Annotated in this window: 21 protein-coding genes; 20 read left to right on the top strand and 1 reads right to left on the bottom strand. The window is 41.8% G+C overall.

The genetic code is table 11. From position 1 onward, the window contains the following. The first annotated feature begins 705 nt into the window (after positions 1–705). The 13 genes from rpmH (at position 706) to MOJ78_RS20780 (ending at position 11,965) form a co-directional block, all read left to right on the top strand. Complete coding sequence (gene rpmH / locus MOJ78_RS20840; RefSeq protein WP_304979236.1) at positions 706–840, top strand: 50S ribosomal protein L34; 135 nt, start codon at positions 706–708, stop codon at positions 838–840. A 188-nt stretch (positions 841–1,028) separates the two neighbouring features. Then, on the top strand, positions 1,029–1,376 hold the full coding sequence (rnpA, locus tag MOJ78_RS20835; RefSeq protein ID WP_304979235.1) for a ribonuclease P protein component: 348 nt from the start codon (positions 1,029–1,031) through the stop codon (positions 1,374–1,376). A gap of 5 nt (positions 1,377–1,381) precedes the next feature. Then, positions 1,382–1,612 carry a membrane protein insertion efficiency factor YidD gene (gene yidD, locus MOJ78_RS20830; protein WP_304979234.1) on the top strand — a complete coding sequence of 77 codons (231 nt, stop codon included), beginning with the start codon at positions 1,382–1,384 and terminating at the stop codon, positions 1,610–1,612. A gap of 100 nt (positions 1,613–1,712) precedes the next feature. Further along, positions 1,713–2,492, top strand: a complete 780-nt coding sequence (spoIIIJ, locus tag MOJ78_RS20825) for a YidC family membrane integrase SpoIIIJ (protein ID WP_304979233.1) — start codon at positions 1,713–1,715, stop codon at positions 2,490–2,492. Continuing rightward, entirely contained in the window at positions 2,489–3,106 is a 618-nt protein-coding gene (gene jag, locus MOJ78_RS20820; protein WP_304979232.1) for an RNA-binding cell elongation regulator Jag/EloR, read from the top strand. The genes spoIIIJ and jag overlap by 4 nt, the downstream gene beginning before the upstream one ends. A 399-nt stretch (positions 3,107–3,505) precedes the next feature. Further along, positions 3,506–4,882: a tRNA uridine-5-carboxymethylaminomethyl(34) synthesis GTPase MnmE gene (mnmE, locus tag MOJ78_RS20815; RefSeq protein ID WP_304979231.1), complete on the top strand. Its 1,377-nt coding sequence runs from the start codon at positions 3,506–3,508 to the stop codon at positions 4,880–4,882. Between the two features lie 21 nt (positions 4,883–4,903). Beyond that, positions 4,904–6,793 carry a tRNA uridine-5-carboxymethylaminomethyl(34) synthesis enzyme MnmG gene (gene mnmG, locus MOJ78_RS20810; protein WP_304979230.1) on the top strand — a complete coding sequence of 630 codons (1,890 nt, stop codon included), beginning with the start codon at positions 4,904–4,906 and terminating at the stop codon, positions 6,791–6,793. Between the two features lie 10 nt (positions 6,794–6,803). Continuing rightward, on the top strand, positions 6,804–7,517 hold the full coding sequence (gene rsmG / locus MOJ78_RS20805; protein ID WP_304979229.1) for a 16S rRNA (guanine(527)-N(7))-methyltransferase RsmG: 714 nt from the start codon (positions 6,804–6,806) through the stop codon (positions 7,515–7,517). A gap of 131 nt (positions 7,518–7,648) precedes the next feature. Continuing rightward, complete coding sequence (gene noc / locus MOJ78_RS20800) at positions 7,649–8,533, top strand: nucleoid occlusion protein (protein ID WP_304979228.1); 885 nt, start codon at positions 7,649–7,651, stop codon at positions 8,531–8,533. A gap of 233 nt (positions 8,534–8,766) precedes the next feature. Then, positions 8,767–9,528 carry a ParA family protein gene (locus tag MOJ78_RS20795; RefSeq protein ID WP_304979227.1) on the top strand — a complete coding sequence of 254 codons (762 nt, stop codon included), beginning with the start codon at positions 8,767–8,769 and terminating at the stop codon, positions 9,526–9,528. After that, the gene (locus MOJ78_RS20790) at positions 9,521–10,369 is read left to right on the top strand and encodes a ParB/RepB/Spo0J family partition protein (RefSeq protein ID WP_304979226.1); all 849 of its coding nucleotides are present in this window, start codon (positions 9,521–9,523) and stop codon (positions 10,367–10,369) included. The genes MOJ78_RS20795 and MOJ78_RS20790 overlap by 8 nt, the downstream gene beginning before the upstream one ends. Before the next feature lie 73 nt (positions 10,370–10,442). Continuing rightward, positions 10,443–11,171 carry a DUF554 domain-containing protein gene (locus tag MOJ78_RS20785; RefSeq protein WP_304979225.1) on the top strand — a complete coding sequence of 243 codons (729 nt, stop codon included), beginning with the start codon at positions 10,443–10,445 and terminating at the stop codon, positions 11,169–11,171. A gap of 35 nt (positions 11,172–11,206) precedes the next feature. Then, entirely contained in the window at positions 11,207–11,965 is a 759-nt protein-coding gene (locus MOJ78_RS20780; protein WP_304979224.1) for a serine hydrolase, read from the top strand. An 87-nt stretch (positions 11,966–12,052) separates the two neighbouring features. Here MOJ78_RS20780 and yyaC read toward each other — a convergent pair whose 3' ends face one another. Beyond that, positions 12,053–12,670: a spore protease YyaC gene (yyaC, locus tag MOJ78_RS20775; protein ID WP_304979223.1), complete on the bottom strand. Its 618-nt coding sequence runs from the start codon at positions 12,668–12,670 to the stop codon at positions 12,053–12,055. Positions 12,671–12,768: 98 nt separating this feature from the next. On the opposite strand from yyaC, the gene MOJ78_RS20770 reads away from it, so the two are divergent. The 7 genes from MOJ78_RS20770 to rpsR all read left to right on the top strand — a co-directional run bounded on the left by MOJ78_RS20770 (position 12,769) and on the right by rpsR (position 18,990). Beyond that, positions 12,769–13,791 carry a YkvI family membrane protein gene (locus MOJ78_RS20770; protein ID WP_304979222.1) on the top strand — a complete coding sequence of 341 codons (1,023 nt, stop codon included), beginning with the start codon at positions 12,769–12,771 and terminating at the stop codon, positions 13,789–13,791. Positions 13,792–13,952: 161 nt separating this feature from the next. After that, on the top strand, positions 13,953–14,153 hold the full coding sequence (locus tag MOJ78_RS20765) for a DUF951 domain-containing protein (RefSeq protein WP_304979221.1): 201 nt from the start codon (positions 13,953–13,955) through the stop codon (positions 14,151–14,153). A gap of 37 nt (positions 14,154–14,190) precedes the next feature. Then, complete coding sequence (locus MOJ78_RS20760) at positions 14,191–16,200, top strand: molybdopterin-dependent oxidoreductase (RefSeq protein WP_304979220.1); 2,010 nt, start codon at positions 14,191–14,193, stop codon at positions 16,198–16,200. 248 nt (positions 16,201–16,448) lie between these two features. Further along, positions 16,449–17,546, top strand: coding sequence for a redox-regulated ATPase YchF (gene ychF, locus MOJ78_RS20755; RefSeq protein WP_304979219.1), 1,098 nt, complete (start codon positions 16,449–16,451; stop codon positions 17,544–17,546). A gap of 141 nt (positions 17,547–17,687) precedes the next feature. Further along, positions 17,688–17,978 carry a 30S ribosomal protein S6 gene (gene rpsF, locus MOJ78_RS20750; RefSeq protein ID WP_304979218.1) on the top strand — a complete coding sequence of 97 codons (291 nt, stop codon included), beginning with the start codon at positions 17,688–17,690 and terminating at the stop codon, positions 17,976–17,978. Positions 17,979–17,995: 17 nt separating this feature from the next. Next, the gene (gene ssb / locus MOJ78_RS20745) at positions 17,996–18,535 is read left to right on the top strand and encodes a single-stranded DNA-binding protein (RefSeq protein ID WP_304979217.1); all 540 of its coding nucleotides are present in this window, start codon (positions 17,996–17,998) and stop codon (positions 18,533–18,535) included. 227 nt (positions 18,536–18,762) lie between these two features. After that, the gene (gene rpsR, locus MOJ78_RS20740) at positions 18,763–18,990 is read left to right on the top strand and encodes a 30S ribosomal protein S18 (protein WP_304979216.1); all 228 of its coding nucleotides are present in this window, start codon (positions 18,763–18,765) and stop codon (positions 18,988–18,990) included. Positions 18,991–19,044: the final 54 nt, after the last annotated feature.

Raw genomic sequence — 19,044 nt, 5'->3', positions numbered from 1 at the left:
CCCTCACCCTCCTTCATGTCGAAAATTCCCCCATTTGTATCGTCAAAGTGTCTGTACACCCTATGTACAACCCTTTTGCATATATATGAATAAAAATACTCTGCACAGGAAATGTGAATAACTATTAATATAGAAGAGATAGGAGTTATTCTATGCGTACACAAATGTGTGGACAAGCTTATACACACCAGTGTACAAGTGTCCACAATTTTATCCACACGGTGTGGATAATCTATTTAACTGAGGTAGTTTTGAATGAGTTAAAACACAATAATCATATCAAAATGAAGCTGTAGATGCAATGGGTTTTTAAGACTTATCCACAATCACAACAAGTTGTGGAGAAAAGTTTTCCACAACACTATATTTTGTGTGTAAAGTGTCGATAAGTGATGTGGATAGTCGAAACTGCTGTCGAAAATTATCCACAATGAGAAGTTTTTAAAAAGAAAAGGTGTAACGAATGTGGATCAAATCGATTATTTGGATTGTTTAGTGCTTTTTTATTGAAGTTGTCGAATTTACGATTGATTACAAGTTAGTCTGGAATGGATATGAAGATAGAGAGGGATCTGGTTGTAAAACTTGTATACGTTATGGCGAAACAATCTGCAGATTAAGGATGAACTTGACAGATACAGTAGATGTTTTTATAATGACTAAGACTGTCTAAATGCACTTGATATCCTCGAGGAGGTGTTATACATGAAACCAACATTTCAACCAAATAATCGTAAGCGTAAAAAAGTTCACGGATTCCGTACGCGTATGAGTACGAAAAACGGACGTAAGGTTCTTGCTAACCGTCGTAGAAAAGGAAGAAAAGTACTATCTGCTTAGGCCACTGATCACCAGTGGTCTTTTTTCACAGGACGTGAAGAAGTTAGTCGAACTTCCTATATCAAATTCCGATTCGTCTACTTTTGAACTTTTATTATAGATCTGTGAAAGTTACTATAAATAAGAAGTTTTAAATAGAGAAGAAACAAAATCTGGGGAACTATCGTGTTTTTACGGAGTGTATCCGAATGAACAAAAGACACCGAATTAAAAAGAATAAGGAATTTCAAGAGGTTTTTCGAAACGGGGAATCCTTTGCAAACCGTCAGTTTGTCATTTATTACTTGGAAAAACCCGGACAGGATTTTTATCGATTCGGATTATCCGTAAGTAAAAAAATCGGGAATGCTGTCACTCGAAACCGAATTAAACGCTACGTTCGTGAAGTATTTCATGAGCTAGATGATGAAATCAAGACGTCATATGATTATGTGATTATCGCAAGAAAACCAACATCCTCGATGACCGTTCACGAGGTTAAGAGCAGCTTGATGCACGTCATGAAGCGCTCAAAGCTATTGAACGTATCGAGGTGATAGGTATGAAATATATATTATTGGTACTTATTCAATTTTACCGAAAATGTATTTCTCCATTCACTCCCGCGTCCTGTCGATTTTATCCAACCTGTTCAGCTTATGGATTGGAAGCGATTCAAACTCACGGGGCGATAAAGGGTGGATGGCTCACATTAAAACGAATTTTAAAATGTCACCCGTTTCATCCAGGAGGATTCGATCCCGTCCCCGAAAAGGAAAAGATGAAGCGGTAATAGGATGTGTGTTTAAAAAGGAGCATAAAAAGAGCCTTTTTGAACAACTACTACTATCCTTTTTTTATGGAAAGGTAACGTTGTAAGGAGGATTTAGCAAGTGAGAAAGAGAATAGGCTTAGTAATAACATCACTTTTTCTGGTAGCAGTCCTTGCCGGGTGTGCTCTCGATGAGCCGGTCAACGAAGAAAGTACAGGCTTTTGGGATGAATACATCGTTTATCCATTATCGTGGTTGATCACCGAAGTGGCTGAATTTTTCAATGAAAACTATGGTCTTTCAATTATCATAGTTACCCTTTTAATCCGACTGGTACTACTTCCATTAATGATTAAGCAAACAAAGAGCTCAATCATGATGCAACGAATTCAGCCAGAGATTAAGGCATTGCGTGAAAAATACAGCTCAAAGGACCAGAAAACACAACAAAAACTTCAGCAGGAAACGATGCAACTGTTCCAAAAGCATGGGGCAAATCCATTGGCTGGATGTATGCCATTGATTATCCAAATGCCGATTTTATTAGGTTTTTACCATGCGATTATGCGGACAGAAGCAATTGCAGAACATAATTTTTTATGGTTTGACCTTGGAAGTGCTGATCCTTATTATATTCTTCCAATTGTCGCTGGAATAACGACTTACTTACAACAAAAGATTATGATGGGTGGCATGGATACAAGCGCAAACCCGCAAATGAAAATGATGCTTTATATCATGCCGATTATGATTGTTGTTTTTGCAGTAACATTTCCGGCAGCATTATCCCTTTATTGGGTCGTCGGAAACATCTTCATGATTGCACAAACCTATTTTATTACCCTTCCTATGAAATCAAAGGAAACGGATAGTAATGCTACAGGGGGCGCGAAAAAGTGAAGCAAATAACGATTACGAGCAAGTCAGTAGATGAAGCGGTAGAAGAAGCACTCAAACAACTCCAGGCATCAAGAGATCAAGTTGAAATAACCATAGTAGAAGAGTCCAAAAAAGGGTTCCTTGGCCTAGGTACTAAACCAGCTGTCGTCCAAGTTACCTTGAAGCACAACCCAGTGGAAGATGCAATTCAGTTTCTAAAAAGTGTTGCTTCAAAAATGGGTGTCGATGTAACCATCGATGTAAAGCAAGAGGATGAAGGTACTGTTTTCGAGATGAGCAGTGAAAAGATTGCCATTTTAATCGGAAAACGGGGTCAAACGCTAAATGCCCTACAGTACTTGACGAACCTAGTTGCCAATCGGTCTTCAATAGAGTACAAACGAATCATTCTGGATGCTGAGAACTATCGTGAAAGACGAAAAGAAACGCTAGAAAAACTTGCTCATCGTTTAGCTTCTAAAGCGTTAAAAATCAATAAAAGTGTTTCGCTCGAACCGATGCCTTCTCTAGAACGTAAAGTGATCCACATGACGTTACGAGAACACGGAAAAGTGGAGACGTACTCAGAGGGTACGGAACCGCATCGACGCGTAATCATCATACCAAATAAGTAGATACCTTTACTGAAACCGGCCCATTGATTTTTGGGTCGGTTTTTTTGCTCGTTAAGAAAGCATAAATACTTTCTATAGCATTAGAGCAACTACGACTCTGCTTTCGCCTTAAGGCTCGGCAATCGCCGAGTTTTCTTTATTAGGTTTGCCCAAGGCATTAGTTCTTGAACCTATGCGTTAAAATTTTAGTCTTCGTTGATTGATTATTTTCCTGGAAAGGTCTAAACTAAGGTGTTGTGTATAAGTTATCAAACTGAAATGAAAAGTTATCCACTGTGGATAATCAACAAAGGAAAATGTACTCGTGATTATTTTGTTAATAGAGGAAAATATGTGGAGCTTACGTGTTAGTAAACATAAAATTCGGTTAACCTAGAAGGAAGAAAAGAGGTGAAATCCATGGAGGGAGATACAATTGCTGCAATTTCCACGCCGATGGGGGAAGCAGCTATTGCGATCGTTCGTTTAAGTGGTGAAGAGGCACTTCAAATTGCGGATCGGATCTTTAAAGGGAAACAAGCATTAGAGGAAGTCGATAGCCATACCATTCATTACGGATTTATCATCGATCCAGATACGAAGGAAAAAGCGGAAGAGGTTATGGTTACGGTCATGAAAGCACCAAAAACGTTCACCCGTGAGGATGTCGTTGAAATGAACTGTCACGGTGGACTCGTTTCCGTCAATCGTGTGCTGGAGATTGCTTTAAACAATGGTGCTCGCCTTGCTGAGCCAGGGGAATTTACGAAACGCGCCTTTTTGAACGGACGAATTGATTTATCTCAGGCAGAAGCCGTCATGGATTTAATCCGTGCAAAAACAGATCGTGCGATGAATGTCGCATTGAATCAAATGGAGGGCAGGCTATCGAAGTTGATCCAGAAGCTTCGACAAACATTGCTTGAAACGGTTGCGCACGTAGAAGTCAATATCGATTACCCTGAATATGATGCTGAGGAAATGACGCACCAGCTGCTTACTAAAAAGCTGAAACATGTGCATATGGAAGTCGAAAAGCTACTGCAAACTGCTGAGCAGGGAAAGATTTTAAGAGAAGGACTATCAACCGTCATTATAGGGAGACCTAATGTAGGAAAATCCTCTTTGTTGAACAGTCTTGTTCATGAAAATAAAGCGATTGTTACCGAGATTCCTGGAACGACAAGAGATGTTATCGAAGAATATGTCAATGTTCGTGGAGTACCGCTTCGACTCGTCGATACAGCTGGAATTCGTGAAACCGAGGATCTTGTCGAACGGATCGGTGTCGAACGGTCGCGTCAGGTTCTAAAGGAAGCGGATTTGATTTTACTTGTGTTGAGTGCTGGAGAGCGATTGACAGAAGAAGATGAAAAATTATTTGAAGCTGTTCGTGATATGGACGTCATTACAATTGTGAATAAAACAGACCTTCCGCAGCAAATTGACCTCGATAAGGTCCAACAGCTTGCGGGTACCCATCCAGTCGTTACAACTTCAATAAAAGAGGAACAAGGGATTGATGAATTAGAAGAGTCGATCAAGGAGCTCTTTTTTACAGGTAGTGTAGAAGCGGGGGATATGACATATGTATCCAATTCCCGACACATTTCATTACTTAAACAAGCAAAACGTTCATTAGAGGAGTCACTAAACGGAATTGAAGCAGGTTTGCCTGTGGATATGGTTCAAATTGATATCACTCGCACATGGGAAATTTTAGGTGAAATTATCGGTGACACTGTATCAGAAAGCTTAATTGATCAGTTGTTTTCCCAATTTTGCCTCGGAAAATAATGAAAAGGAGGTTGCTGAACGATGAAACGATATGAAGCTGGAAAGTACGATGTTGTCGTGGTCGGTGCAGGACATGCAGGAGTAGAAGCAGCTCTTGCTTCAGCTAGGATGGGTGCGAAAACACTCGTTTTGACATTGAACCTGGATACCATTGCGTACATGCCATGTAACCCTTCTGTCGGCGGACCAGCGAAAGGAATCGTAGTAAGGGAAATTGATGCCCTTGGTGGTGAAATGGCTCGAAACATCGATAAAACACACATCCAAATGCGTATGTTGAATACCGGTAAGGGTCCTGCCGTTCGTGCATTAAGGGCACAAGCAGATAAATTTCTTTACCAGCATGAGATGAAGAAAACCCTCGAACAGACGGAAAACCTCACGTTACGTCAGGGTATGGTTGAAGAACTGATCGTAGAGAATGGCGTTTGCAAAGGGCTCGTAACGAAAACAGGCTCAGCCTATTATGCGAGTACAGTCGTTGTCACGACAGGAACGTATCTTCGCGGAAAAATCATCATCGGAGAGCTTACGTATGAGAGTGGCCCGAATAATATGCAGCCATCAATCAACTTATCTCATAATTTAAAGGAACTTGGGTTCAATATGGTTCGTTTTAAAACGGGCACGCCACCTCGTGTCAATGCAGATACGATTGATTATGATAAAACGGAAATTCAGCCCGGTGATGAAGTCCCGCGAGCTTTTTCTTATGAAACAACTGAATTCATCATGGATCAAATCCCTTGTTGGTTAACCTATACCGGTGAAGTGACCCACGAGTTGATCAACAATAACCTCGAACGTTCACCAATGTATTCTGGAATGATGGAAGGGACCGGGCCGCGTTATTGCCCATCTATTGAAGATAAAATTGTACGGTTTAACGATAAGCCAAGGCATCAGATTTTCTTGGAGCCAGAGGGACGGAACACAGAGGAAGTATACGTTCAAGGACTGTCGACAAGCCTGCCAGAGGATGTTCAACGGAAAATGCTGACGTCAATTCCAGGTCTTGAAAAAGCCGAAATGATGCGTGCTGGGTACGCGATTGAATATGATGCCATCGTACCGACCCAACTATGGCCATCGCTTGAAACGAAGCTCGTTGAAAACCTATTTACTGCAGGGCAATTGAATGGAACGAGTGGTTATGAAGAGGCTGCAGGTCAAGGAATTATGGCGGGAATCAACGCAGCTCAAAAAGCAAAAGGGGAAGAAGCGGTTATTCTCGATCGTTCGCAAGCATATATCGGGGTATTAATCGATGATCTTGTCACGAAAGGTACGGACGAACCGTATCGATTGTTGACTTCACGTGCAGAATACCGATTGTTGCTCCGACATGACAACGCTGATTTACGCTTGACAGAAATCGGCTATAAAATCGGTTTGATTCCAGAGGAACGTTATGAGCGATTCAGCCTGAAAAAGAAGCAAATTGCCGAGGAAATTGATCGGTTAGAGCATACATCGATCAAGCCGTCTGAGGAATTACAAAAAATCCTAGATGAAATCGGAAGCAGTCCATTAAAGGAACCGACGAGTGCTGCTTCGTTGCTGAGGCGCCCTGAAGTGTCTTATGCCGAGATCGCAAAGGCTGTCCCAGCAGATCACGAAATTGAGGATGTTGTCGGGGAACAAGTTGAAATTCAGACGAAATATGCTGGCTACATTGATAAACAGCTGCAGCAGGTTGAAAAAATGAAGAGGATGAACGATAAGAAAATCCCTGAAAATATTGATTATTCAGCAATCAATGGACTCGCAACCGAAGCGAAACAAAAGCTTTCTGAAGTTCGTCCGTTATCTGTTGGTCAAGCTTCAAGAGTATCTGGCGTTAATCCATCTGATATCTCAATCCTGCTCGTTTATTTAGAACAAGGCAGAATTGCAAAAATCGCAAAATGACGGGGGAACCATGAACATCGAACAATATCAAAACATGCTGGAGGAGAAAGGAATTTCCCTTTCCTCCTATCAGCTTGATCAATTTAATACATATTTTCAGACACTCGTAGAATGGAACGAAAAAATGAATCTGACCGCCATCACGGAGCGTGAGGAAGTCTATTTGAAGCATTTTTACGATTCGATAGCAGCTGCGTTCTATCTTGATATTCATAAGGTCAGCACACTTTGTGACGTAGGATCCGGTGCTGGTTTTCCTAGTATACCGTTGAAAATTTGTTTCCCAGAGCTTGAGATTACGATAGTGGACTCACTTAATAAGCGGATCAGCTTTCTTGATCATTTAAGCGAAGAACTTCACTTAAAAGGAACACATTTTTACCATGACCGTGCAGAAACATTTGCAAAAAAGAAGGAACATCGGGAAAAATACGATGTCGTTACTGCACGAGCAGTCGCGCGAATGTCTGTATTATCAGAGCTTTGTCTGCCACTCGTTAAGAAAGGCGGTACGTTTCTTGCCATGAAAGCAGCCAATGCAAATGATGAATTTGATGCGGCTGCCGATGCAATTAAACTGTTAGGCGGAACATTAAAAAATATAGAACAGTTCCAGCTGCCAATCGAGAACAGTGAACGAAATCTAATATTCATTGAAAAGGTAAAACCAACACCGAAAAAGTATCCACGAAAACCTGGCACACCGAATCGAGATCCGTTGTGAGGACATGTTTCACGTGAAACAATAAAGTGCATCGGGCGAATATTGTCGGAAGAAAGATTGAATGTAGTGAAGGAAATAAGCTTGGATCTATAGAATGTTATGTATGGAGTTTGGTAAAGGTGGTGTAGAGAATGAAACAACCGTTTTCACGTTTGTTTGGACTGGGTGAGAAAACTGCCGACATGGATAGTGAAGAAGTTGCGATCAAGCATGTAGAACAAGATGAAGAGTACAGTGGAAACGAAGAAGTGCTTCAAATACCAATTAATGAAATCGTGCCGAACCGTTATCAGCCACGAACCGTTTTTATTGATGAGCGGATTGACGAGTTGTCACAAACCATTAAGACACACGGAATCATACAACCCATTGTCGTACGACGTCGTGAACACCAGTATGAAATCATTGCAGGTGAGCGACGCTATCGTGCTGTTAAAAAGCTTGGATGGCCGACGATCCCTGCTATTGTGAAAGAATTCAACGAATCTCAGACTGCATCGATCGCATTGATTGAGAACCTTCAGAGGGAAGAGCTTTCTGCAATAGAAGAAGCGACAGCATATGTAAAATTAATTGAATTACATGGTTTGACACAAGAAAGCCTTGCCCAACGACTTGGGAAAGGCCAATCGACGATCGCTAATAAATTACGTTTATTAAAGCTACCCGAATCGGTCCAGCATGCCCTTCTTAATAAGGAAATAACGGAGCGGCATGCCCGGGCATTGATTGCGTTGAAAGTCCCTGAAAAACAGGAACAAATTCTAGATGAAATTAAAGAAAAGAGTTTGAATGTTAAACAGACTGAAGAACGAATCAAACGTATGCTCGAATCTGAAAATGAAACGAAAAAGCCTAAGACGAAGCGCAAATCTGTCAGTAAGGATACTCGTTTAGCGATGAACACCATTCGACAATCCATTGATATGGTCCATCAAACAGGGCTATCGATTGATACGACGGAAGAAGACTTAGAGGACTTTTATCAAATTACAATCCGGATACCGAAAAAGTAGATTAAAAGACGTGAGGGTTACTTTTATTAAGCTTGGCATTTGCCAGGCTTTTTTCTTATGCTAAGAAATACGTCTTTAGTATAGGTGTAACTAAGGTTCAGCCTAAACCAACGGCTTGGCTTGACCAGTTTTCCTTATGATTAAAATAAAATTTCAAAAGAAAGTCCATCCGACAAACTTTTTCGTGATAAAATAAAAGACAAAGTAAGTGTAGTGTAAGGGTAGGTGACATTGTGGGGAAAGTTATAGCAATTGCCAATCAAAAAGGTGGAGTCGGCAAAACGACCACATCTGTAAACCTTGGTGCGTGTTTAGCGTACTTGGGAAAAAAAGTGCTCCTCATCGATATTGATCCCCAAGGAAATGCGACAAGTGGTGTCGGCATTGATAAGGGGGAAATTGATCAATGTATCTATGATGTTCTTGTTGATGATATGGATGCACATAACGTTGTCCAGCAAACCAATGTAGAAGGACTTTACGTCATACCCGCATCTATTCAACTAGCGGGCGCTGAAATCGAGCTTGTTCCAACGATTTCAAGGGAGGTTCGTTTAAAACGTGCCATAGAACAAATATCTGACCAATATGATTACATAATTATTGATTGTCCACCATCATTAGGGTTATTGACCATTAATTCGTTAACAGCAGCAGACGCTGTCCTGATCCCAGTGCAGTGTGAATACTACGCACTCGAAGGGCTTAGCCAGCTGTTAAACACAGTTCGACTCGTGCAGAAACATCTCAATACTCAATTGATGATTGAAGGTGTCTTGTTGACAATGTTTGATGCAAGGACAAACCTTGGAATTCAGGTCATTGATGAAGTGAAGAAATACTTTCAGGAAAAGGTTTATGGGACAGTCATTCCACGAAATGTCCGATTGAGTGAGGCTCCAAGTCACGGAAAACCAATCATCATTTACGATCCAAAGTCCCGTGGAGCCGATGTTTATTTAGACCTCGCAAAGGAAGTGATGGTAAATGGCTAGAGGACTTGGCAAAGGTATCAATGCGTTTTTTCCAGCCAATGAATCAGAAACGGAACAGGAAATCCAAGAAATAAAAGTAAGTGAAGTACGTCCTAATCCGTATCAGCCACGTAAGTCTTTTGACCAAAAAGCAATTGAAGAGCTGAGAGACTCAATTGAAACTCATGGGATTTTGCAGCCGATTGTCGTTCGAAAAAGCATAAAGGGATATGAGATTGTTGTAGGAGAACGAAGATATCGGGCAGCAAAAGAAGCAGGACTAAACAAAATTCCTGTTCTTGTAAAGGACCTTGATGAGCAAAAAATGATGGAGCTTGCTTTGATTGAAAACCTTCAACGAGAGGATTTGAATCCAGTTGAAGAAGGCCAGGCATACGCAAGCCTAATGCAAGAATTAGAGTTGACACAGGAGCAATTAGCCAAGCGATTAGGAAAAAGTCGTCCACATATCGCCAACCATCTACGATTATTACAACTTCCAGCTCTCGTCCAACAGCTTTTAGCCGAAAAGAAACTATCTATGGGACATGGACGAGCCTTACTCGCGTTAAAAAACAAAACGAAGGTAAGCCCGCTCGTGCAAAAAGTAATCAAAGAGAATCTCAGTGTCCGTCAGGTTGAAGCCCTCGTTCAACGGTTAAATGAAAATGTTTCACGTGAAACAAAAAAGCATAAAAAGCCAAAGTCGGTCTTCGTAAAGGAAAGGGAAGCCGTTTTGCGAGAACGATACGGAACTTCTGTTACAATCAAAGAAAACAAACAAAAGGGTAAAATCGAAATTGATTTCTTTTCTAAAGAGGACCTTGAACGGATTTTAGAACTGATGGAAGGAAATCGTTAAAAACTTGGCTGAGCCAAGTTTTCTTTATATAATTCCTTTATAAGGTAGAGAGATAGGAAAGTGGTGAACATCATTGGTATTACTCGGAACGATTGTAAATGGAGTTGCGATTGCAGTAGGGACGTTGCTTGGTCTTTTTTTTACCAGAATCCCAGAAAACACAAAAACTATCGTCATGCAGGCGATGGGGTTGACCGTCGTCGTTCTTGGGATCGATATGGGGCTTCAAAGTGAACATATCCTTATCGTCATTATCAGTCTTGCGATTGGTGGTGTATGGGGAGAGGCATGGCGGTTGGATGATCGATTGAACCAGCTTGGAGCTTGGATTGAGGTAAAGGCTGGTGCGAGTGAGGGAAGTGTTGCAAAGGCATTTGTTACAGCAACTCTCGTGTTTGTAATCGGTGCATTATCCGTAGTAGGGGCATTGGACAGCGGCCTCCGTCATGATCATCAGATCCTTTATACAAAGTCATTAATCGATGGGTTCATCGCGATGATATTTGCAACGACTCTCGGTTTCGGGGTTATTTTTTCAGCAATTCCTGTCATTCTTTATCAAGGTACGATTGCATTACTTGCTACACAGGTTCAAATTTTATTCAGTCCAGAGCAGCTCGAGGTGTTAATTACTGAGCTTACTGCGACCGGCGGTATTCTCATCTTTGCAATTGGACTGAACCTGTTGAAAATCATGTCGATTAAGGTCGTCAATCTACTGCCAAGCCTGTTCATTACTGGAATTCTCGTGTATGCACTACAATATAAAGAGATGCTTCTAAGCTATTTACCTTGGTTATAATCTCAAGGCGTAAATCAGTATCAAGGGGGCAATGAATGAACAAGATCATTGAAAAGATGAAGGAAATCAGACCAGGGCAAGCAGGGGTAATTGTTTTTGATACAGAAACAAAACAGGTCATTAATTCGTACAAGCCTGAACTCATCGTCCCACTTGCTTCAGCTGCTAAAATCGGAGTAGGGTACTGTGTGGCAAAGTGGGTTGAAGCAGGCAGTGTTAAATGGACTGAGCTTTTAGAAGATATTCAATTTAATCCGGAGGAAGACAGTCATCTGTTGTACCCGCATTTTCAAGGGAGAGAGTCACTACTACTCCAGGATGCTGTCGAAGTGATGATTGCGTGCCATGACAGTGTTGTTGCTGATCGAATTGTTGACCATTGTGGTGGTTGGAAACGAATTGATCAGGAAGTACGTGCAAGGTTTACGAATCTGCATATCTCCCAAGATCCGCAAGATGAAGAGAGAAATGTAGCAGAATTAAACGACTTGCTTAAACTTATAAGTGTGATTTACGAAGGTTTTGAAGAAAATCCTCAATTGTGGACACCGATTTTGAATGGAATGGTCAGGCAACAGGGAGATTCACAAGGTATTCCTGCTCATCACTTAACCCATATGACAGGTGGGTTGCCGTCTGTGATCATTGATGTCGGTGTCATCGGCTCCTTTCATGAAAATCCATTGCTATATGTTATTGGGGCGAAGGACCTGCCAAGTCGATTCGAATATACAGAGGCTGACGAAAAAGTAATGGAAGTACTCGGCCTTATTTACGAGCAAACTGCAAAATAAGGTTGCCACTAATTAAAGGGCATATTAAAAACGCTTGGATTATTGTGAATCGAAGCGTTTTTTGTGTGGGTTCTATTCAATGATCACCTATTGCAGCTCAGCGAGATCTGCGGAATAATTTCGTTCAGTCGTTCGGTTTTGGAAGCTGACCCGCAAGCTCGATAGATAAATTCCTTCTGAAATTAAATCCGCTAACTTCATCACAAGGTTGAGACGGGTGTTTTGTAGGACAAAATACTCCATAAACCCACTTACATTGACAATCCCAGTCATATGGATGTCCCCTACAGGAGGGAGTTGTTTTTTGACAGCGGCACCTGGTTTTACTGGACCATCGCCAAGCGAAACCATTCCGACGCTGCTTAGTTTTCCAAGGCATGCATCAATTCCGATAATAAAAGGATTTTCATACCGTTCATTGATTTCATTCATCCGTTCTTCCAAATTGACAGCGTGGACAGGCTCTTCGAGTGTGCCATAAACGTCATAGTGGGGAGAGGGTTTACATGCTAACTTTGAGCCGACTAATGGCCCTAATGAATCGCCGGTGGAGCGGTCTGTACCGATACATACAATGACAATCGGTCTTGCGTGGGGGAGAAGCTTGGTCAAGTTTCTTGTTATGTCCTGCACAGCGTCCTGATCTTCATAATGAACTTTATGTTGAAACGGTTTTTTTGGCATTAATCTCCGTTTTAGATTCATAGGACCCTCTCCTTTGTAATAGTAGTAACAGTATACGGAAAAAATTTGCTCTCTATACATACTTCCGACTAATTACCAACGTTAGGGAGGATACAAAAGTGATACGTGCAGGATTTCAGTGGATGTTTTTAATTTTAGGAACCGTAATCGGAGCTGGATATGCATCTGGAAGAGAATTATGGCAATTTTTTGGCCATGAAAGTGTACTGGCTATCGGCTTGTTTTCCCTTTTGTTCAGTTTTTGTTGTTACGTGATCATGTCGATGAGCTTTGAGGAAAAAAGCATTCACTATCGACCTGTGCTTGAACGATTGATTGGTTCGAAATTGACCGTACCGTTTGATCTTTTAATCATTCTATATTTGTTTTCAACGACCGTTGTCATGCTTGCGGGTGGGGGAGCGACCTTGCATGCGTTCCGTGTTCCTTATTGGATCGGTGTACTCATCATTGTGATGCTGTTGGTTGTCTTGTTTTTCTGGGATGTAGAAGGCATGATTTCCATGAATGCATTTGTCATTCCATTACTCGTGATGCTTTTGTTATTTGTACTGTTTCTTTTTATGAGAGATCACATTCAACAATTCCCACTTGACTTCCAGCACCAGAAAAACTGGCCATCCGCGTTCACATTTACAGCTTTAAACATATTGCCGCTCGTAGCTGTTTTGTCTGCAGTCGGGAATCAGATTCGCAATAAAGGTGAGATCTTGATCGCAAGCATTGGGAGTGGAGTCATTCTTGGCGGGATTTCCATTTTGTACAATCAATCTCTCATTTCGATTGCAAACGAAATTATACTCTATGAGATTCCGTTATTTGCGATATTGAAGCACTATCCTTATTTCTGGGTATTGATCATGTCTGTCCTGCTGTGGATCGCAATTTATACGACAGCCGCATCAGGCGTATTCGGCATTATTACAAGGTTTCGAAAACATGTACATATACCGCTCTGGCTGATGAGTATGATCCTTCTACTTTTTATGGTACCGCTCACGACATTCGGTTTTTCAACACTTATAGCAGTTTTATACCCGATTTACGGAATCCTTAACCTATACGTACTTGCTGCCATCCTCTTGCAGCCATTTATGAACAGGTCGAGGGATTTACAATAACCATTTAAAATTTTAAAACAATAGTTGCGAACCATCCCCATCCTTTGTACTATTGAAGTATTATAGGTAAAAGCAGATAGGATAACTATAGATCGCGAAACGACGGATTTGATTTTCGAATAGATAAAAGGAAAGAAAATGCAGAATGGAGGGCAGATGCTGTGAACCAAGCTAAAGAGTTCGATCTTCATGATATTGTACAGATGAAAAAACCCCATCCGTGCGGGGAAAACCGCTGGAAAATCATCCGATTAGGTGCGGACATTCGTATCAAATGCCTTGGATGTGAGCATAGTGTCTTACTTCCTAGACGAGAGTTCACTCGAAAGATAAAAAAAGTTCTGGAAAAAGCTTCTGAATAAAAGGTGAAGTCGTACTGTTGCAGGGGAGAGTGGGGAATTGAAAAAGGTTGTAAAGTCGGCTTGTCCACTTAATTGCTGGGATGCTTGTGGATTCCATGTAACTATCGAAAACAATAGAGTAATGCAAGTGGATGGAGACCCTGACCACCCAATTACGCAAGGGAAAATCTGCGGAAGAGGCCGGATGCTTGAAGCACGTGCAAATGCGGATGAACGCCTCTTATATCCACTTAAAAAAATCAACGGAACGTTTCAGCGAGTTCCGTGGAGTCAGGCTTTGGATGAAATTGCAGAAAAGATGCGCACTCTAAAAGAGACACTTGGTACAACATCGGTTTTACATAGCCACGATTATTCGAACAACGGCCTACTGAAAAACCTGGACCGACGTTTCTTTAACAGTTATGGCGGCGTAACGGATGTTGTAGGCAGTCTCTGTTGGGGAGCGGGGATTGAAGCGCAAAAGTGGGATTTCGGTAATGCTTGCAGCCATGCACCCGAGGATATCGAAAACAGCAAGACAATTGTCATTTGGGGAAGAAATGTTGCAACGACGAATATGCATCTGTTTTCAAAGCTTCAAAATGCCCGTAAAAAAGGGATACCAATTGCGGTTATTGACCCGATGTACAACGCCACAGCGAAAATATCAAACCTGCATGTGCCAATCCGACCCGGTTCGGATGGTTTTTTAGCATTGGGAATTATGAAGGTTATTTTAGAAAGTGGAAAAGAAGATCGTCAGTTTATTGAAAAGTATTCTGTCGGCTTTCCAGAAGTTGAAGAGATGCTCTCTCGAGTTACGTTGGAAGAAGTGAGTGAAGTGACGACTGTTCCACGTGAAACAATTGAGGAATTAGCCCGTTATTATACGTCTGGTCCAACATCTTCTTTCATTGGTCTTGGGATGCAACGGTATCAAAATGGAGGCAATACGATACGAACGATTGACGCGCTTGTTGCAATGAGTGGGAATGTAGGGGTTCCCGGTGGCGGTGCAAACTATGCCAACCTTGGAGTCAGTCAAAGCTTTTCAACAGAAAAACTTACACTAGAAGGGCGGAAAAAGGGAGCCCGATATTTTACGAGGATGAATCAGGCGGAACAGATTTTAATGGCGAAGGATCCTCAAGTTCAGCTCGCCTTTATTTCACGTAGCAATGCATTGACCCAGATCCCGGATACGAATCTCACCAAAAAGGCGTTTGCTTCTATTCATACAGTCATTGTGATCGATCAGTATATGACCGATACAGCAGAAATAGCTGATTATGTGCTGCCCTGTACGACTGTTTTTGAAGAAGAAGATCTTTACTACGCCTCGATGTATCACCATTACGTCAACTATGGACCGAAGCTGGTAGATGCCCCGGGTGAGGCGAAGTCAGATCGATGGATTTGGACAGAGCTTGCCAACCGTCTCGGGTTTGGAATGGATTTTCAACATACGACGGACGAATTTTTGAAGATGGGAATTGCGAACCTGGAGGAGCAAGGATTCACCCTTGAGGAGATAAAAGAGGAAGGTCACCTGCTTCTTCCAATTGAACCTGTTCCGTGGAAAACGAAAACTTTCGAGACACCGAGTGGAAAATATGAATTCACTTCACAAAAGGCAAAGCAGGAAGGAAAAGATGGACGGATTCAATGGTTGTTTCCAAGTGAATCGAGGGAAGCGGCGCCAGAACGGTACGAGCAATTTCCATACCAGCTTCTGACGATTCACCCACTTCGATCGAACCACTCGCAGCATTACCCACTGATTAAAGGTCTGCAAACGACTAAGGTCCAGCTTTCCGAAAGGATTGCCATTGAACATTCGATTGACACTGGGGATCCGATATCCGTATTTAATGACCGCGGTGAGGTACATGGCGTCGCAAAGGTAATGCGAAATTCACATCCGGATGTCATTAACATCGAAGAAGGACAATGGTCGAAGTTCGGTGGAAGTGTGAATGTGCTGACATCAAGGGGTGAGTCGGATATCGGAATCGGAGCCACGCTCTACGATTGCCTCGTCAATGTAAAGAAACGAAATCAATAATCATGTAAAAAACTGAAAGAAGAATCGGTCAGCCTCCATATATACAGGCTGACTTTTTAATGGGATTTTTTATAGATTCGGAAGCGATGAATCGAGTAACACAATTCCGGGTGTTTATTCGCTTGTCTTTTTCATGACTTCTCTCTATAATTGGAAAAGGCGTAATGCGGGCGTGAACGAATCGTGTATGTTAAAAAACCGCCACTTTAGAAATGGCTTTAGAACGACCTTAAAAGGAGTGTTTATAGATGGCTTTAACAACTGGAATTGTCGGCTTACCGAACGTAGGTAAATCGACATTATTTAATGCAATAACACAAGCGGGAGCGGAAAGTGCCAATTATCCGTTCTGTACAATAGACCCGAACGTTGGAATCGTGGATGTACCCGATCACCGACTTCAAAAGCTGACGGAACTCGTTAAACCGAAAAAAACAGTACCGACTCATTTTGAATTTACCGATATTGCTGGAATCGTAAAAGGTGCGAGTAAAGGAGAAGGGCTCGGAAATCAATTTCTCTCACACATCCGACAGGTTGATGCGATTTCCCATGTCGTACGTTGTTTTGAGGACGATAACATCACGCACGTATCCGGAACAGTTGATCCAATCGATGATATTGAAACGATCAATCTTGAACTGATATTTGCAGATTTGGAAACGGTCGAGAAAAGGATCACTCGAGTTGAAAAATTAGCACGTCAAAACGATAAGGAAGCATCCTTTGAATACGAAATTCTTACGAAACTTAAGCAAGCGTTTGAAGAAGAGCGCTCTGCCCGAAGTGTCGACCTGACGAAAGAGCAGAAGAAGCTCGTTCATGGCCTCCACCTGCTAACGATGAAGCCTGTTTTATATGTAGCAAATGTCGGAGAGGAAGACTTACTTGAAGGCGGAAACGAGTATGTAGAACGCGTAAGGCAATTCGCTGCCAACGAAAATGCAGAGGTGATCATTATTTCTGCAAAGGTAGAGTCTGAGATTGCAGAGCTAGATGGAGAAGAGAAGCAGGCATTCCTAGAGGAACTTGGTATTGAAGAAAGCGGACTTGATCAGTTGATTCGTGCAGCTTATGACCTCTTAGGGTTATCAACCTATTTTACTGCAGGAGAACAAGAGGTGCGTGCTTGGACCTTCCGAAATGGAACAAAGGCACCACAGGCAGCAGGGATAATTCATACCGACTTTGAACGCGGTTTTATCCGAGCTGAAATTGTCTCTTATGATGATTTAGTTGCTGCTGAATCAATGGGAGTTGCTCGTGAACACGGGAAGGTGCGACTTGAAGGTAAGGAATATGTGGTTCAGGATGGGGATGTTATCCACTTCCGATTTAACGTTTAATCGGAGAACCTGGCTAAAGACCTTGTTTTGCCTATAACATTTTGGTATAATAGTTCGGTGTGAGTTGTTATTGAAAAATAATTGACTCTCCTTGCTTCTATTATGAATAGAAGCCGCTAAGACCAAAAGGAGGTGACCGGAATGCGTAGATATGAAATCATGTACATTCTGCGCCCGAATCTAGAAGAGGAAGCAAAAGCAGCTGTAAACGAAAAAGCTCAAGGCATCCTCACTGATAACGGTGCTGAAATTGAAAAAGTTAATGATATGGGTAAGCGTCGTCTTGCTTATGAAATTAATGACTATCGTGATGGCTATTATACGGTACTTTATGTTAAAGCACCGACAGAAGCGATTGATGAATTCGACCGTCTTTTAAAAATCGACGATAGTGTTCTTCGCTTTATGACAATCGTTAACGAACAGCAGTAATTGAAGGAGTGGTTCTGGTGATCAACCGTATTATTCTTGTCGGCCGTCTAACAAAGGATCCGGATTTACGATATACCCCGAACGGAGTAGCTGTGGCAAATTTTACACTTGCTGTGAATCGTCCATTTACGAACCAACAAGGTGATCGTGAAGCGGACTTTGTCAACATTGTTGTTTGGCGCAGACAAGCGGAAAACGCTGCTAACTTCTTGAAAAAGGGAAGTCTTGCCGGTGTTGACGGACGTTTACAAACACGCTCATATGATAACAACGAAGGTCGTCGTGTATACGTGACCGAAGTGATGGCAGAAAGTGTTCAATTCCTTGAACCAAAAGGCTCAGGAGGCGGCTCTGGACAGGGTGGATATGGAAATCAAGACAACAATCCATTCGATAGACAGGGCGGAAATTCTGGGAATCAGAATTTTGGCGGCGGAAACCAAAATGCCGGTAATCAGGGCGGAGGAAATCAGAACCGTAAAAACGACTTTAGTAATAACCCATTCGAGGACGATAGTAAACCGATCGATATTTCCGATGACGATTTACCATTCTGATCAATGGGTTCATCAACGATTAATATGAACGATTAAAATAAAATTTAAAAGGTGACCGACTAGACCTTTTGAATAACTTTATATGAAAGTTCAAAAAGGAGGATAAAAAGAGCCGAGAAGTTCAAGGCGCGATAGTCTCGAGGACCGGAGAGACCGAGCAACGAAGAAATTCGACAGCTATTTTTCCCGCACTTTTTGAATAATCTCTAAGGAAAGGAGGAGTACACATGCCTCGTCCAGGACGTAGAAAGCGTAAAAAGGTTTGCTTTTTCACAGTAAACCAGATTAAATACATCGACTACAAGGATGTTGATCTTCTTAAGCGTTTCGTTTCCGAACGTGGAAAAATTCTTCCTCGTCGTGTAACCGGAACTTCTGCGAAGTACCAACGTCAATTAACTAGAGCGATCAAGCGTGCCCGTCAAATGGCATTGCTTCCATATTCAGCAGAATAAGCCTAAAACGCAGTAGGATAATCTTGTCCACTGCGTTTCTTTTTATTTTTTACG

It is taken from the genome of Alkalihalobacillus sp. AL-G (assembly GCF_030643805.1).
Lineage (GTDB): Bacteria > Bacillota > Bacilli > Bacillales > Fictibacillaceae > Pseudalkalibacillus.
Note: the sequence above shows the minus strand (reverse complement) of the source record. Positions and strands in the feature narration are given on the sequence as shown.